The organism is Mycolicibacterium elephantis DSM 44368, assembly GCF_004014805.1.
Classification (GTDB): Bacteria; Actinomycetota; Actinomycetes; order Mycobacteriales; family Mycobacteriaceae; genus Mycobacterium; species Mycobacterium elephantis.
In genome coordinates, this window is the sequence record NZ_ATDN01000008.1 from 39,807 (window position 1) to 54,197 (window position 14,391).

12 protein-coding genes are annotated in these 14,391 nt (G+C 67.6%); 6 read left to right on the forward strand and 6 right to left on the reverse strand.

The genetic code is table 11. The features are described from left to right. The first annotated feature begins 6 nt into the window (after window positions 1-6). The 3 genes from nuoL to nuoN are packed head-to-tail and all read left to right on the forward strand — an operon-like array spanning window position 7 to window position 5,035. On the forward strand, window positions 7-1,887 hold the full coding sequence (gene nuoL, locus MELE44368_RS07345) for an NADH-quinone oxidoreductase subunit L (protein WP_128107903.1): 1,881 nt from the start codon (window positions 7-9) through the stop codon (window positions 1,885-1,887). Beyond that, the gene (locus MELE44368_RS07350) at window positions 1,881-3,461 is read left to right on the forward strand and encodes an NADH-quinone oxidoreductase subunit M (RefSeq protein WP_128107904.1); all 1,581 of its coding nucleotides are present in this window, start codon (window positions 1,881-1,883) and stop codon (window positions 3,459-3,461) included. Before nuoL ends, MELE44368_RS07350 begins: the two co-directional genes overlap by 7 nt. Next, window positions 3,458-5,035 (forward strand): NADH-quinone oxidoreductase subunit NuoN, encoded by a 1,578-nt coding sequence (nuoN, locus tag MELE44368_RS07355; RefSeq protein WP_128107905.1) that lies wholly within the window; start codon window positions 3,458-3,460, stop codon window positions 5,033-5,035. Before MELE44368_RS07350 ends, nuoN begins: the two co-directional genes overlap by 4 nt. A 76-nt stretch (window positions 5,036-5,111) precedes the next feature. On the opposite strand, the gene MELE44368_RS07360 is transcribed toward nuoN, so the two are convergent. Together MELE44368_RS07360 and MELE44368_RS07365 are read right to left on the reverse strand one after the other, a co-directional pair. After that, window positions 5,112-5,717 (reverse strand): TetR/AcrR family transcriptional regulator, encoded by a 606-nt coding sequence (locus tag MELE44368_RS07360; RefSeq protein WP_128107906.1) that lies wholly within the window; start codon window positions 5,715-5,717, stop codon window positions 5,112-5,114. Next, the gene (locus tag MELE44368_RS07365; protein WP_128107907.1) at window positions 5,714-7,216 is read right to left on the reverse strand and encodes an FAD-dependent monooxygenase; all 1,503 of its coding nucleotides are present in this window, start codon (window positions 7,214-7,216) and stop codon (window positions 5,714-5,716) included. The genes MELE44368_RS07360 and MELE44368_RS07365 overlap by 4 nt, the downstream gene beginning before the upstream one ends. A gap of 84 nt (window positions 7,217-7,300) precedes the next feature. Between MELE44368_RS07365 and MELE44368_RS07370 the strand changes: the two genes are divergently transcribed. Continuing rightward, a complete protein-coding gene (locus MELE44368_RS07370; protein WP_128107908.1) occupies window positions 7,301-8,077 on the forward strand; it encodes an enoyl-CoA hydratase in 777 nt (258 codons plus the stop codon). Between the two features lie 91 nt (window positions 8,078-8,168). On the opposite strand, the gene MELE44368_RS07375 is transcribed toward MELE44368_RS07370, so the two are convergent. Continuing rightward, complete coding sequence (locus MELE44368_RS07375; RefSeq protein ID WP_241566511.1) at window positions 8,169-8,852, reverse strand: PIG-L deacetylase family protein; 684 nt, start codon at window positions 8,850-8,852, stop codon at window positions 8,169-8,171. 4 nt (window positions 8,853-8,856) lie between these two features. Next, window positions 8,857-9,459 carry a TetR/AcrR family transcriptional regulator gene (locus tag MELE44368_RS07380; RefSeq protein WP_128107910.1) on the reverse strand — a complete coding sequence of 201 codons (603 nt, stop codon included), beginning with the start codon at window positions 9,457-9,459 and terminating at the stop codon, window positions 8,857-8,859. A 48-nt stretch (window positions 9,460-9,507) separates the two neighbouring features. Here MELE44368_RS07380 and MELE44368_RS07385 point away from each other — a divergent pair, with 48 nt between their 5' ends. Further along, a complete protein-coding gene (locus MELE44368_RS07385) occupies window positions 9,508-10,641 on the forward strand; it encodes a phosphotransferase family protein (RefSeq protein ID WP_128107911.1) in 1,134 nt (377 codons plus the stop codon). Further along, on the forward strand, window positions 10,641-11,753 hold the full coding sequence (locus MELE44368_RS07390; RefSeq protein ID WP_128107912.1) for an Rv3169 family protein: 1,113 nt from the start codon (window positions 10,641-10,643) through the stop codon (window positions 11,751-11,753). The genes MELE44368_RS07385 and MELE44368_RS07390 overlap by 1 nt, the downstream gene beginning before the upstream one ends. A gap of 87 nt (window positions 11,754-11,840) precedes the next feature. Here the strand turns inward: MELE44368_RS07390 and MELE44368_RS07395 are convergent, their stop codons facing one another. Further along, window positions 11,841-13,355 (reverse strand): flavin-containing monooxygenase, encoded by a 1,515-nt coding sequence (locus tag MELE44368_RS07395; RefSeq protein ID WP_128107913.1) that lies wholly within the window; start codon window positions 13,353-13,355, stop codon window positions 11,841-11,843. A gap of 39 nt (window positions 13,356-13,394) precedes the next feature. Continuing rightward, the gene (locus MELE44368_RS07400) at window positions 13,395-14,378 is read right to left on the reverse strand and encodes a TIGR03617 family F420-dependent LLM class oxidoreductase (protein WP_128107914.1); all 984 of its coding nucleotides are present in this window, start codon (window positions 14,376-14,378) and stop codon (window positions 13,395-13,397) included. Window positions 14,379-14,391: the final 13 nt, after the last annotated feature.

Genomic DNA, 14,391 nt, shown 5'->3' on the forward strand with positions numbered 1-14,391 from the left:
GGCACGATGACAACTCCGGTGTGGCTTACGATCGCCCTCCCGTTGGTCGGCGCCGCGATCCTCCTGATCGGCGGCCGACGCACCAACAGCTGGGGCCATCTGTTGGGTTGTGCGGCTTCGATCACGTCGTTCGTGGTCGGTGCGGTGTTGTTCGCCGACATGCTCGGCCGCGACGCCGAACACCGCACGATCCACGAGCATCTGTTCTCCTGGGTTCCGGTGGCCGAACTGCAGGTCGATTTCGGGCTGCAGCTCGACCAGCTGTCGATGTGCTTCGTGCTGCTGATCACCGGTGTCGGCTCGTTGATCCACGTCTACTCGATCGGTTACATGGCCGAGGATCCCGACCGCCGACGGTTTTTCGCCTACCTGAACCTGTTCCTCGCGGCGATGCTGTTACTCGTCCTCGCCGACAACTATCTCGGGCTCTACGTCGGATGGGAAGGCGTCGGTCTGGCGTCGTACCTGCTGATCGGCTTCTGGGCGCACAAACCCTCGGCCGCCACCGCGGCCAAGAAGGCGTTCGTGGTCAACCGCGTGGGCGACATGGGCCTGGCCATCGCGATTTTCGCGATGTTCGCCCACATCGGCTCGATCTCTTATGAAGCCGTCTTCGCCGCCGCACCCCAGGTGAGCGACGGCGCCCTGACGTTCATCGGGCTGCTGCTCCTACTGGGAGCGTGCGCGAAGTCCGCGCAAGTGCCGCTGCAGTCCTGGCTCGGTGACGCGATGGAGGGCCCGACACCGGTGTCGGCACTCATCCACGCCGCCACGATGGTGACCGCGGGCGTCTACCTGATCGTGCGCTCCGGGCCGGTGTTCGAGCTGTCACCCACCGCGCAGTTGGCCGTCGTCATCGTCGGTGCGGTCACCCTGCTGTTCGGCGCGATCATCGGTTGCGCGAAGGACGACATCAAGAAAGCCCTTGCGGCGTCGACGATGTCGCAGATCGGCTACATGGTGCTGGCCGCAGGCCTGGGCCCGGTCGGATACGCGTTCGCGATCATGCACCTGCTGACCCACGGCTTCTTCAAGGCCGGGCTGTTCCTCGGCGCCGGATCGGTGATGCACGCGATGGACGACGAGGTCGACATGCGCCGCTACGGCGGCCTGCGCAAGGCCCTGCCGATCACCTTCGCGACGTTCGGGCTGGGCTACCTCGCGATCATCGGCGTGCCGCCGCTGGCCGGGTTCTTCTCCAAAGACGGGATCATCGAGGCGGCGCTCGGCGCCGGCGGTGTCAAGGGTCCGATCCTCGGCGGCGCCGCGATCCTCGGTGCGGGCATCACCGCGTTCTACATGACACGGGTGATGTTGATGACATTCTTCGGTGAGAAACGTTGGGCCCCCGAGGCGCATCCGCACGAATCGCCGAAGGTGATGACCTGGCCGATGATCCTGCTGGCCATCGGCTCGGTCGGATCCGGTGCGGCGTTCGCGATCGGCGGCACGCTCGAGCGCTGGCTGGAACCCGTTGTCGGAGCACACGAAGTACACCACATCGCGCCGGTCTGGGTCGTCACCACCGTCATCCTCGCTGTGGTGGCGGTCGGCATCGTGATCGCCTACCGGATGTACGGCGTCCGGCCGGTGCCCGAAGAGGCGCCCGCAGGGTCGCTGCTGACCGTGGCGGCACGGAGCGATCTGGGCGGCGACGCATTCAACGAAGAGGTCTTCATGGTGCCGGGGCAGGCGCTCACCAGGGGGCTGGTCAAGCTGGACGAGGGGGCAATCGAAGGCGTGGCAGGAGGGCTCGCCTCCTTGGTGTCTCGAACATCGAGGGGCCTGCGGCGGCTGCAGACCGGGTTCGCCCGCTCCTATGCGTTGGCAATGCTGGCCGGCGCCGCACTGCTGGCCGGCGCGATCCTGGCGGTGCAGCTATGGTGACCTCGTTTCCCTGGTTGACGGTGCTGTGGGCCGTGCCGATCGTCGGCGCCGCCGTGGTGATCCTGCTACCGAGCGCACAGCGGGCGCTGGCCAAGTGGCTGGCACTCACCGTCTCGCTCGTGGTGCTGGTCATCACGGCTTTCCTCGCGGTGCGCTTCGACCCCGGCGGCGAGCAGTACCAGTTCGTCGAATCCCACCGCTGGATACCGTCGTTCGGTACCGGCTACATCCTGGGCCTGGACGGCATCGCGTTGGCGATCGTCGCGTTGGCCGCGGTACTGGTGCCGCTGCTGCTGATCGCGGGCTGGAACGATGTCAGCGACCACGCCGCATGGGGTGGCCGCTCCACGCACGCCTACTTCGCGTTGACGCTGGCGGTCGAGGGCATGGTGATCATGTCGCTCGTCTCGCTGGACGTGCTGCTGTTCTACGTGTTCTTCGAGGCGATGCTGATCCCGATGTACTTCCTCATCGGTGGCTTCGGCGGCGAGAACCGATCCAGCGCAGCCGTGAAGTTCCTGCTGTACAACCTGTTCGGCGGGCTGATCATGCTCGCCGCGGTGATCGGGTTGTACGTGGTCACCGCACAGAGCGACGCGTTCGCCGGCGGCACGTTCGACTTCCGCGAAATCGTGGCCGCGGTGTCGAGCGGCGAATTCGTCGTCGACCCGGCGGTGATGAACCTGCTGTTCCTCGGCTTCATGTTCGCGTTCGCGATCAAGGCGCCGCTGTGGCCGTTCCACCGCTGGCTGCCCGACGCCGCCGTCCAGGCCACGCCCGCCAGCGCGGTGCTGATGATGGCCGTCATGGACAAGGTCGGTACGTTCGGCATGCTGAGGTACTGCCTGCAGTTGTTCCCGGACTCCTCAACGGTTTTCCGGCCGCTGATCATCACGCTCGCGGCGATCGGCGTCGTGTACGGCGCGATCGTGGCGATCGGCCAGACCGACGTGATGCGGTTGATCGCCTACACGTCGATATCCCACTTCGGGTTCATCATCCTCGGCATCTTCGTGATGACCAGCCAGGGCCAGTCGGGCTCCACGCTGTACATGATCAACCACGGCCTTTCGACCGCCGCACTGTTCTTGATCGCCGGATTCCTGGTGTCGCGCAGGGGCACTCGCTTGATCAACGCCTACGGCGGGGTGCAGAAGGTGGCGCCGGTGCTGGCGGGCACCTTCCTGGTCGCCGGGCTGGCCACCCTGTCGCTGCCCGGGCTGGCTCCGTTCATCAGCGAGTTCCTGGTGCTCATCGGCACGTTCGCCCGCTACCCCGCGCTGGCGGTGTTCGCGTCGTCGGCGCTGGTGCTGTCCGCCGTCTACATCCTGTGGACCTACCAGCGGATGATGACCGGCCCCGTGCCTGACGAGTTGGTCACCGGCAAGGACCGGCTGCGCGACCTGGTGCCACGCGAAATTCTCGTCGTCACACCGCTCATCGCGCTGCTGCTGGTGTTGGGCGTCTATCCGAAACCCGCGCTGGACGTGATCAACCCAGCCGTCACCCACACCCTGACCACCATCGATCAGCATGATCCGGTACCCCAGATCGCGGAAGGGCCGACGCCATGACCCTCTCCCCGCCGGTCGTCGAATACGACCTCGTCTCCCCGATGCTCATCGTGTTCGGGGTGGCTATCGCCGGTGTCCTCGTCGAGGCGTTGCTGCCGCGGCAACGTCGGTACGCCTTGCAACTCGCCCTGAGCCTCGTCGGTCTGATCGCCGCGCTGGTGGCGGTGGTGCTGGTGGCGCGCGACATCGCCGGCACCGCCGGAAGATCCGCGGTGATGGGCGCCGTCGTCATCGACGCGCCGGCGTTGTTCCTGCAAGGCACCATTCTGCTCGTCGGCGTGCTGGGCATCCTGGTGATCGCCGAACGCCGCATCCCCGCGCTGGCCAACGCCGAGGGCGAAGGCCGCGGCCTGGACGGCTTCACACCGCAGGCATCCGCGGTGCCGGGCAGCGTCGCCGAGCAGCTGGCCACGAAGGCCGGTGTCATCCAGACCGAGGTGTTCCCGCTGACGATGTTCGCCATCGGCGGCATGCTGCTGTTCCCGGCGGCCGACGATCTGCTGAGCCTGTTCGTCGCGCTGGAAGTGCTGTCTCTGCCGCTGTACCTGTTGTGCGGGCTGGCGCGGCGTCGTCGCCTGCTGTCGCAGGAAGCGGCACTGAAATACTTCCTGCTGGGCGCGTTTTCGTCGGCGTTCTTCATCTACGGCGTCGCGATGCTGTACGGCTACGCGGGCACGCTGGACCTGCGCGGCATCGCCGCGGTGGCCGAGGCCGGGTCGGGCAAGACCTCGCTGGCGCTGATCGGCATCGCCCTGCTGCTGGTCGGCGTGCTGTTCAAGATCGGGGCGGTGCCGTTCCACTCCTGGGTTCCCGACGTCTACCAGGGCGCACCCACTCCGGTCACCGCGTTCATGGCCGCGGCCACCAAGATCGCCGCGTTCGGCGTGATGCTGCGGATCTTCTACGTCGCGTTCCCGCAGCTGCACGAGTACTGGCGACCGGCGCTGTGGGCGGTGGCGATCCTCACCATGGTGGTGGCCACGGTGGCCGCGATCACCCAGGCCGACGTCAAACGCATGCTGGCGTATTCGGCGGTGTCCCATACCGGTTTCATCCTCACCGGCGTGATCGCCGGTAACGAGGCCGGGGTGTCGTCGACGTTGTTCTACTTGTTCGCCTACGGTTTCAACACGGTCGGGGCGTTCGCCGTGGCGGGGCTGGTCCGCGACTCCGCCGATGAAGAGGACACCGCGATGGAGCGGTGGGCCGGTTTGGGACGGCGTCATCCCGCTGTGGCGGTGGTCTTTTCGCTGTTTCTGCTCGCGTTCGCCGGTATTCCGCTGACCAGCGGCTTCGTCAGCAAGTTCGCGGTGTTCAAGGCGGCCGCCGAGGGCGGAGCGATGCCGCTGGTCGTCGTCGGCGTCGTCGCCAGTGCCGTGGCCGCCTACTTCTACGTGCGGGTGATCGTGTTGATGTTCTTCACCGAGCCGCCCCAGGACCCGCCGACGGTGGTGGTTCCCAGCGTGCTGAGCACCGCCGTCGTCACGGTCACCGCGGCCGTCACGTTCGCGCTCGGCGCCCTGCCACAGCCGCTGCTGGACCTCGCCAACAACGCCGACCAATTCCTGAGGTAGCGCACCGCTGCGCCACTGTGCGTTCTCATCCGCAGTGTCCGGCATGTCGCGGATGAAACCGCACAACCACGGCAGATCAGGGCAACAACCCGACCTGGCGGTAGGCGGCCGTCAGGTAGCGCTTCATCTGCCGGAAGTCGGGCGGATCCGGTTGCAGCACCCGGTATGTCACCGCGCCGGCGAGCATGTCGACGCCGACCTCGAGGTCGGCGTCGGGTGACACGGCGCCGTCGGCCTGAGCGCGCCGCAGCATGGCGATCGTGAGCTCGCGGCGCGGCACGATGAAGTGGGTCCAATAGGTCTGCATCAGCACGGGATGGGTGACGGCCGAACCGTAGATCTGGGCGACCAGCGCCCGGAACGTCGGGTCGGCCGCGGTGCGGGCCGCCGCGTCGATGTTGCGCCTCACCAGCTGGTGCGGCGGCGTCGCGGCGATCTCCTCGGCGTCCGGCCAGCGGATGTCCGCGCCGATTAGGTTCTCGATCGCATCGGCGACCAACCGCTCCTTCGTCGACCACCTGCGGTAGATGGTCGGCTTGCCCACCCCGGCGCGTTTGGCGACCTGCTCGATGCTCATCGCCGAAATGCCCTGTGCGATGAAGAGTTCCAGTGCCGCGGTCAGGATTGCGGTGTCCAGCGCCGGATCGCGCGGACGACCCCGGGCCGGAGTCGCCGTCGTCACCGCACGTCTCCCCTGCCCAGCGCCCGGTGCAGCCAGTCGGCCATTTTTTCCCCGGCACTGCCGCGCCAGGCCAGGTGCCCGTCGGGCCGGATCAGCATCGCCTCGGCGTGGCCCGCGTCGTCGTGGCGCAGTTCGACGACGTGCTCGCCGAGATGGGCGTGTGCCGTCGCGGTCAGCGCGTCGTCGCCAACGGACGTCAACAGCGCCCATCGACCGCCGAGTTCGGCGTACAACCGGGTCGGTGCGCCGTCGGCGGCGCGCCGGCAGGCCATGTCGGCGACCCGGTCACCGGGTCGTGGTTTCCTTGCGCACAAACGCTTTTCGGCGAGGGGCCCGCGCCGGTAACTCACCCACAGCTGTGAGGTTCGGTACGTGACGGAGCGCTGCACCCACGGCAGGTTGACCAACGGCACGATCAGCCGATCGCGCAGGAATCTGCCGACCGGTCCCTGGGCGATGTTGACCTTGGTGACGGTGCTGGTGTCGCGCAGCACCTCGGTGGCCAACGGGCGTCGCTCGGCCTGGTAGGTGTCCAGGAGCGCGGTGTCGGCGCGCCCGGCGACCACGAGAGCCAGCTTCCAGGCGAGGTTTTCGACGTCGCCGAGTCCGGTCAACATGCCCTGGCCGCCGAACGGTGCGTGGGTGTGGGCGGCGTCGCCGGCGATCAGCACCCGATCGCGCCGATAGGTGTCGGCGAGCCTTCGGTGTACCCGGAACATCGACAGCCACTCGGTGTCGGTGACCCGCACGTCGTGGCCGGTGCGCTCGGGCAGCATGCGTTCCAGCCGGGCGAGAATCTCGGCATCGGTCGGCTTTTCGGCCGATAGTCCGGGGTCGTAGGCGATGACGCGCCACATGTCATCGGGCATCGGCATCGCGCCGATCATCCCGTCGGGATGGATCCAGCCGGAGGTACCCGAGCGATCGAGGTTCCAGTCCAGCCCGACGTCGGCGAGCAGGAATCGTTCGGAGAGTTTGACTCCGGGAAACCCGATGTCGGCGAGACGCCGCGTCGCACTGTTCGCGCCGTCGCATCCGACCAGCCACGGGGCGCGCACCTCCTCACCGGTGCCCAGCGTGGCAACCACGCCGCCGTCGTGCTGGCGCAGCTTCACCAGCGGGGTGTTCCACTCGATATTTCCGCCGACTCCGGCCAGCCGGTCCCGCAGCGCGGCTTCGACTTTGGCCTGCGAGATCACCATCGGCGGTGCGGCCGTGTCCATTCCGGGGTCGCCGAAGCGTAGCCGCATCACCGGCTTACCCGCGAGGTAGGCGGTGATTCGCATGGCGCGAACCGAGCGCTGGGGCAGGTCGGCGAGCGCGCCGAGCCGGTCGAGAACCTCAGAGCCACGGGCGTGAAGGAAGTTGGCCCGTGAGGTCGTCGCCGGGCCGGCCGCCTTGTCGACGACGCGCACGGCGACTCCCTGCGACAGCAGCCCACAGGCCAGCGCCACCCCGGCGGGTCCCGCGCCCACCACGATGACGTCCGCGCGTGTCATCCCACCTCCTCTATTACGAAACGGGTCCGTAACGGAAGTTTAAGGGGTGGTGGCGGTCGAGGTCCAGCCCGCTACGTTCATGGAATGACCGCCGAAGAGCTCGTCCTCGTCACCGACCACGGCCCGGTGCGCGTGCTGACCATGAACCGGCCCGCTGCCCGCAATGCGCTGAGCCGCGACCTGGTCCGCGCCCTCTACGAGGCCTTTACGCGGGCAGATGCCGACGACGACGTCCGCGTCGTGGTCCTGACCGGCGCCGACCCGGCGTTCTGTGCCGGCGTGGATCTCAAGGAGGCCCAACGCGACGGGTTGGCTTACTTCGAGGAGTTCCGGTCGCAGAGTTGTATCGCCGCGACCGGCAACATGCGCACCCCGATCATCGCCGCGATCAACGGCGCGACGTTCACCGGCGGTCTGGAGATGGCACTCGGCTGCGACTTCCTCGTCGCCTCGGAGCACGCGGTGTTCGCCGACACCCACGCCCGGGTCGGCATCCTGCCCGGCGGCGGGATGACGGCGCGGCTACCCCAGGTGGTCGGCTCGGCGATGGCGCGGCGGTTGTCGATGACCGGCGAGGTGGTCGATGCGGCGCGCGCCGAGCGCATCGGGTTGGTGACCGAGGTCGTCGAACACGGCCGCCTGCTGGATCGCGCCGTCGAACTGGCGGTCCAGATCGCCGAGGTGCCGGGCCCGATCATGCGCGGGCTCAAGGAGATCTACACGACCGGGGCGGCGGCCGTCATCGACCCCGCATTGGGCGCCGAGGAGCGGATCGCGTTCGCCCAGCATCGCGACTTCGAGGGGCTGGGCGATCAGTTCCGCGCGGTGAGCGAGCGCAACAAGCGGCAGATCGAGCGCTGAGTTCGCCGGCGTGGGCCCACGCGAAGCCGGCGAGCGTGCGCAAACTTCGGGTAAATGCCGGCGTGTCGCCCTCAGACTCGCACGCTCACGGTCAAGCCGTGGGGCGCTTGAGGATGAAGCCGACCGTGGGCGCGCCACCGAAATCAGAGTGCGGCGGGGTCGCCATCTCCACCTGCCTGCGCGCCTGCTCGACCACGGGTGTGTCGGGGTCGAGCACGCGCAGGTAGTTCTCGTGGGCGGCCAGCGAGGCGACGGCGTGGTCCAGAAAGCCGTCGACGGCTTCGCCGTGGGTCATGCCCGGCCCGTTCTCGAACAGCCAGCGCGGCGGGTTGGAAAGCGAATCGTAGGACTGTGCAACAGCTTTCGCGAACTCGATGTGATCGCGCTGGTTCGGCGCACCAGGCCCCCACTCCGGCCCGCTGTAGATGGTGACCACAACGTCGGGATTGACCGCGGTGATCGTGTCGACGATCTTTGCGCGCAGTTCCGGGGTGTTGTGGATATCGCTGTCCGGGAAGTCCCAGAACTGCACGTCCTCGACCCCGACGATGGCCGCGGAGCGCCGCTGCTCGTCCTCGCGCAACGGCCCGGCCCGTTCGGGTGCCATCCCCGCGATGCCTCGCTCGCCGCGGCAGGCCAGCGCATAGTGGACTTTCTTGCCCTGCGATGTCCACTTGGCGACCGCCGCGCCGATGCCGTACTCGGGATCGTCGGGGTGGGGCACCAGAACCAGGCAGGTATGCCAATCGGAGGGGAAAGGCTCGACCGCGGACACCGCCCTATGCCACCACACCGTGGACCAGGATGGCCGTGGTCTGCGCCACCCAGTCGTCGCCGAGGGCCTCATCGGGTTGCAGCAGCACACGAAGCAGCGCGGCGCCGCCGATCACCTCGACCAGCCGGTCCGGATCGACGTCGGGACGCACCTCACCTCGCTTGACGGCGTCGGACAACCGCATCCGAACCGCGGCGAACAGTTCGCTGAACCGGTCCATCACCCTGGCGTTCAGCTCCGCATCGGCGGCCATGTCGGCGATCAGCCCCGGTAGGGCAGCGCGCACCAGGCGGCTGGTGAAGACGTCGCGCGCGGCGGCGATCATCGCGTGGATGTCGGCGGTGATGTCGCCGGGCGGCGTCTCGATCGCCGTGGGAGCGGCGGGAAAAGCGGCCTCGTGAACGAGCTCGGCCTTGCTCGACCACCGCCGGTACAACGCGGTCTTCGTGGTGCCCGCACGCTCGGCGACGGCGGCCATCGTGAGGTTCGAATAGCCGATTTCCACAAGTAGATCCGCGGTGGCGCGCAAGATGGCAGCGTCGATACGCGGGTCCCTGGGCCTGCCCGCGCCAGAGGGCTTGTCAACCGATGACGGGTCTGCTTTCATAACGCTACCGACCGTATCGTATTTTGGGCCGACGAAGGAAGGGTTCAGATGGCTACCGAACCGGCTGTCGAAGATGTCAGCCGCCTCGAGCATTCCAGCCGAGACGTCAGCACCTTGCCCGACGTGATGTCGCGGTGGCTGTCGACCGTGCTGCCGGGCGGCGCCACACCGCAGACCACCGTGGAGAGCGGCATCGACGCCAACGGCATGTCTTCGGAGACCATCATCCTGACCGGCCGTTGGGACGAGGGCGGGCATGGCCGGGAGCAGAAGTGGGTGGCCCGCATCGCGCCGGCCGCCCAGGACGTTCCGGTGTTCTCGTCCTACCGGATGGATCACCAGTTCGACGTCATCCGGTTGGTCGCCGAGAAGACCGAGGTGCCGGTGCCGCGGGTGCGCTGGCTGGAGAACACCGGATCCGTGCTCGGCACACCGTTCTTCCTGATGGACTACGTCGACGGCCGGGTGCCGCCCGACGTCATGCCGTACACGTTCGGCGGCAACTGGCTCTTCGACTCCCCCGCCGAACAGCAACGGGAACTACAGGACGCCACCGTCGACGTGTTGGCCAAACTGCATTCGATCCCCGAGCCGCACAACACCTTCGGCTTTCTCGCCGACGGTTCCGACGACAACGCGTTGCGGCAGAACCTGAACTGGCTGAAGTCCTGGTATGAGTTCGCCGTCCCCGACATCGGGCGCTCGGCCCTCGTCGAACAAGCCCTCGAGTGGCTGGAGGCCAACTGGCCGGCCGACACCGCGGCGCAGGACCCGGTGCTGGTGTGGGGTGACTCCCGCGTCGGCAACGTGCTGTACTCCGGCTTCCAGCCCGTCGCCGTGCTGGACTGGGAGATGGCCACGCTGGGGCCGCGCGAGATGGATGCCGCCTGGATGATCTTCGCGCACATGGTTTTTCAAGAGCTGGCGGGCCTGGGTGGATTGCCCGGCATGCCCGACTTCATGCGGGAGGAGGACGTCAAGGCGACCTACACGGCGCGCACCGGCGTCGAACTCGGTGACCTGCACTGGTTTTACGTGTACTCCGGGGTCATCTGGGCGTGTGTGTTCATGCGGACCAGCGCCCGGCGTGTGCGCTTCGGCGAGATCGAACAACCCGAGGACGTCGAATCGCTGTTCTATCACGGGTCGTTGCTCAAGCGGCTCATAGAGAAAGAGGCCTGATGCTCGGACCCATCGACGAGTTTCCCGTCCACCAGATCCCGCAGCCGATCGCCTGGCCGGGGTCCTCGGACCGCAACTTCTACGACCGCTCCTACCTCAACGCCCACGACCGCACCGGCGACATCTTCCTGATCACCGGTATCGGCTACTACCCCAACCTCGGGGTGAAGGACGCCTTCGTTCTGGTGCGGCGCGCCGACACCCAGACCGCGGTGCACCTGTCCGACGGCATCGACTCCGACCGGCTCAACCAGCACGTGATGGGCTACCGCGTCGAGGTCGCCGAGCCACTCAACAAGCTGCGGGTGGTACTCGAGGAGACCGAGGGCATCGCCGTCGACCTGACGTGGGAGGGTCTGTTCCCCGTCGTGCAGGAACAGCGGCACGTGCTGCGCACCGGCACCAGGATCACGCTGGATGCACAGCGGTTCGCCCAGGTCGGCCGGTGGAGCGGGGTCATCGCGATCGACGGCGAGGAGATCACCGTCGACCCCTCGACGTGGATCGGCACCCGCGACCGCTCGTGGGGCATCCGCCCGATCGGCGAACCCGAGCCCCCCGGGCGCCCGGCAGACCCCCCGTTCGAGGGCATGTGGTGGCTCTATGTGCCGATGGCGTTCGACGACTTCGGCATCGTGCTGATCATTCAGGAGGAGCCGTCCGGCTTCCGCAGCCTCAACGACTGCACACGGGTGTGGCGTGACGGCCGGGTCGAACAGCTCGGCTGGCCGCGGGTGAAGATCCACTACACGTCTGGAACGCGAATTCCCCACGGCGCCACCATCGAAGCCACCACGCCGCAGGGAGATCCGGTCGTGTTCGAGGTCGAGTCGAAGCTGGCCGTGCCCATCCACATCGGCGGCGGGTACGGCGGCGATTCGGACTGGCTGCACGGCATGTGGAAGGGCGAGAAGTTCACCGAGCGGCTCACCTACGACATGGCCGACCCGTCGGTCAACGGCCGCAGCATGTTCGGCGTCATCGACCATGTCGGCCGCGCGGTGTGCACCGAAGGCGGCAAGTCGGCGGAGGGATGGGGGCTGTTCGAGCACGGCGCGCTGGGCCGCCACGACCCGTCGGGCTTCGCCGACTGGTTCACCGTCGCCCCGTAAACACCTCGCGAAATAGCATTCCGGGTCGTAAAACCGGCGCCTGAGCAGCCTGGAATGCTATTTCGGCGCCCAGGCGATGACGCCTGCTCAGCTCGCCGTCGCCTGTGGGACGCTGACCCGGCCGAACACCATCGACTCCTCGATGCGGTCGAAGCGGTGATCGATAGCGTCCAGCACGTAGTTGTGCCGTACGTTCCAGGGCCGTTCGGTGCCGGACTTCGGTAACACGTGGGCCGCGCGCTGCACATAGCCGGCGTTGATGTTCCACGCCGGCTTCTCACCCATCGGGCGCTCACCCAGGTGCGGATAGGCGTGGGTGTAGCCATGCGTGTCCATGTAGGAGATCAGCTTGGCGAACGCACGGGCGGTCAGGTCCGCGCGCAGCGTCCACGAGGCGTTGATGTAGCCCACGCACCAGGCCAGGTTCGGCACGTCCTCGAGCATGTGTTCCTTGTAGACGAACCGGTCCTGCGGCTTGAACTCCTCGCCGTCGATGCTCAACGCGACCCCGCCGAGCGCCTGCAGCTGGATGCCCGTCGCGGTGATGATCACGTCGGCGTCGATGCGCTCCCCCGACCGCAGCACGATGCCCTTGGCGTCGATGTGGTCGATGTGATCGGTCACCACGTCCAGGCGCCCGTCACCGATCGCCTGGTAGAAGTCGTTGTCCAGCATGGCGCACAACCGTTGGTCCCACGGGTCGTAGCGGGGGTTGAAGTGCACGTCGACCGGATAGCCCTTGGGCAGGTTCTGGATGGCCTTGGTCCGGATGAAACGCCTGCTGAGCTTCGGCGCCACCCGGGCGAAGCCGTAGATGAAGACCGTGAACAACGTGTTGTAGAACCGGGCGACGTGGTACCCGAGCCGGCCTGGCAGCACCTTGCGGATCGCCTGCACGATGGGGTTGATGCGCTGGGTCGACAACATGTAGGTCGGTGAGCGCTGCAGCATGGTGACGTGGCCGGCCTTCTCGGTCAGCGACGGGATCATGCTGACCGCCGTTGCGCCGCTGCCGATGACGACGACCCGCTTACCCTCGTAGTCCAGCGACTCCGGCCAGTGCTGCGGATGCACCACCTCTCCGGAGAACTCCTCGAGACCGGGGAAGTCCGGCCGGTACGGCTCGTCGTAGTCGTAATAGCCGGTGCCGAAGAACAGGAACCGCGTCCGAAAGGTCTTCGGCTTGCCGTCCTGCTCGGCCTGCACCGTCCACGTGTCGGTGGTGGAGTCCCAATCCGCCGACAGGACGTGGGTGTTGAACTGGATGTGCTTGTCGATGCCGTGCTTTCGGGCGGTCTGGACCAGGTATTCGCGGATGTCGGGGCCGTCGGCGACGTTCTCCGGGCGGGTCCACGGCTCGAAGGGGTAGCTCAGCGTGAAGATGTCGCTGTCGGAGCGGATCCCCGGATACCGGTGCAGGTCCCAGGTCCCGCCGATCCGGGCCCGCCGTTCCAGCACGGTGTAGGAGGTGTTGGGGTTCTTCTCCTGCACGCGGTACGCCGCGCCGATCCCCGAGATACCCGCGCCGATGATCAGCACGTCGGAGTAATCAGTCGGTTCGCCGGCGGCCTGCCCATCGCTCGAGCGCCCATTACCACTCATCGCAACCTCCCTTGGTCCTGCTGAGTACCACGATATGTGTCAGCACCCCAGCGCGTCGACGATCTCGGCCAACGCCGAGGTCGCGATGGGTCCCGGCTGGTAGAGGCAGACGCGATCCGATGCGCCGTCCACGCGGTCGCGGATGTGCGCGGCGATCTGCGCCGGGCTGCCACAGGCGACGATGGTGTGCAGCATCTCGTCGTCGATCAGCGCCCCCATCTCCTGCCACCGGCCCTGCTTGGACAGCGCGTTGAGCTCCGGCTGCAACTCGCCCCAGCCGTGCGTCTCCAGTACCGGGCGGTACGCCGGGGTGGATCCGTAGAACGCCAGCAGCCGACGCGCCGCCGCGTGGTCGTCGCCGCCCACCGACACGATGATCTCCGGGACGACGGCGAAGTCCTCTGCGCGGCGCCCGGCCGCCGCCAGCCCGTCACGCACCGCAGGCATGGTCACCTCGTGCAGGAAGCGCTTCGAGCCGAACGGCATCACCAGCAGGCCGTCGGCGACCTCGGCGGTGGCCCGGGTCAACCGCGGGCCCAGCGCGCCCAGATAGATCGGCGGCGGGCCGTACGGGTTGGGACCCGGGTCGAAGGTCGGCGTCATCAGGGTGTGCCGGTAGAACTCCCCGCGAAAGTCCAGTCGGCCGCCGGTGCTCCAGGCGGCGAACACCGCCCGCAGCGCCCCGACCATCTCCTTCATCCGCGCCACCGGCCGGTCGAAGGCGGCGCCGTAGCGTTTCTCGACCTGGGCCCGCACCTGGGTGCCCAGGCCGAGGATGAAGCGGCCCTGTGCCAGCAGCTGCATGTCGTTGGCCTGGTGGGCGAGCTGAATGGGGTTGCGCGGGAACGCGATCGCCACGTTGGTCATCAGGTCCAGACCGGGCACCGTGGACGCCAGCGTCAACGGCGCGAACACGTCGTGTGGCCCCTCGAACGTGAAGACACCGCTGGCTCCGGCCTCCCGCAGGGCCGTGGCCCGCTCGATTGCATCTGTTGGGCCGAACAGCGCTGTCATGACCTTCACGGCGTGAGAGCCT

Bases quoted from the DNA above. Each gene is read 5' to 3' on its own strand.
- nuoN (WP_128107905.1), top strand. From the start codon at position 3,458: ATGACCCTCTCCCCGCCGGTCGTCGAATACGACCTCGTCTCCCCGATG.
- MELE44368_RS07390 (WP_128107912.1), top strand. From the start codon at position 10,641: ATGCTCGGACCCATCGACGAGTTTCCCGTCCACCAGATCCCGCAGCCG.
- MELE44368_RS07370 (WP_128107908.1), top strand. From the start codon at position 7,301: ATGACCGCCGAAGAGCTCGTCCTCGTCACCGACCACGGCCCGGTGCGC.
- MELE44368_RS07380 (WP_128107910.1), bottom strand. From the start codon at position 9,459: ATGAAAGCAGACCCGTCATCGGTTGACAAGCCCTCTGGCGCGGGCAGG.
- nuoL (WP_128107903.1), top strand. From the start codon at position 7: ATGACAACTCCGGTGTGGCTTACGATCGCCCTCCCGTTGGTCGGCGCC.
- MELE44368_RS07350 (WP_128107904.1), top strand. From the start codon at position 1,881: ATGGTGACCTCGTTTCCCTGGTTGACGGTGCTGTGGGCCGTGCCGATC.
- MELE44368_RS07385 (WP_128107911.1), top strand. From the start codon at position 9,508: ATGGCTACCGAACCGGCTGTCGAAGATGTCAGCCGCCTCGAGCATTCC.
- MELE44368_RS07365 (WP_128107907.1), bottom strand. From the start codon at position 7,216: ATGACACGCGCGGACGTCATCGTGGTGGGCGCGGGACCCGCCGGGGTG.
- MELE44368_RS07395 (WP_128107913.1), bottom strand. From the start codon at position 13,355: ATGAGTGGTAATGGGCGCTCGAGCGATGGGCAGGCCGCCGGCGAACCG.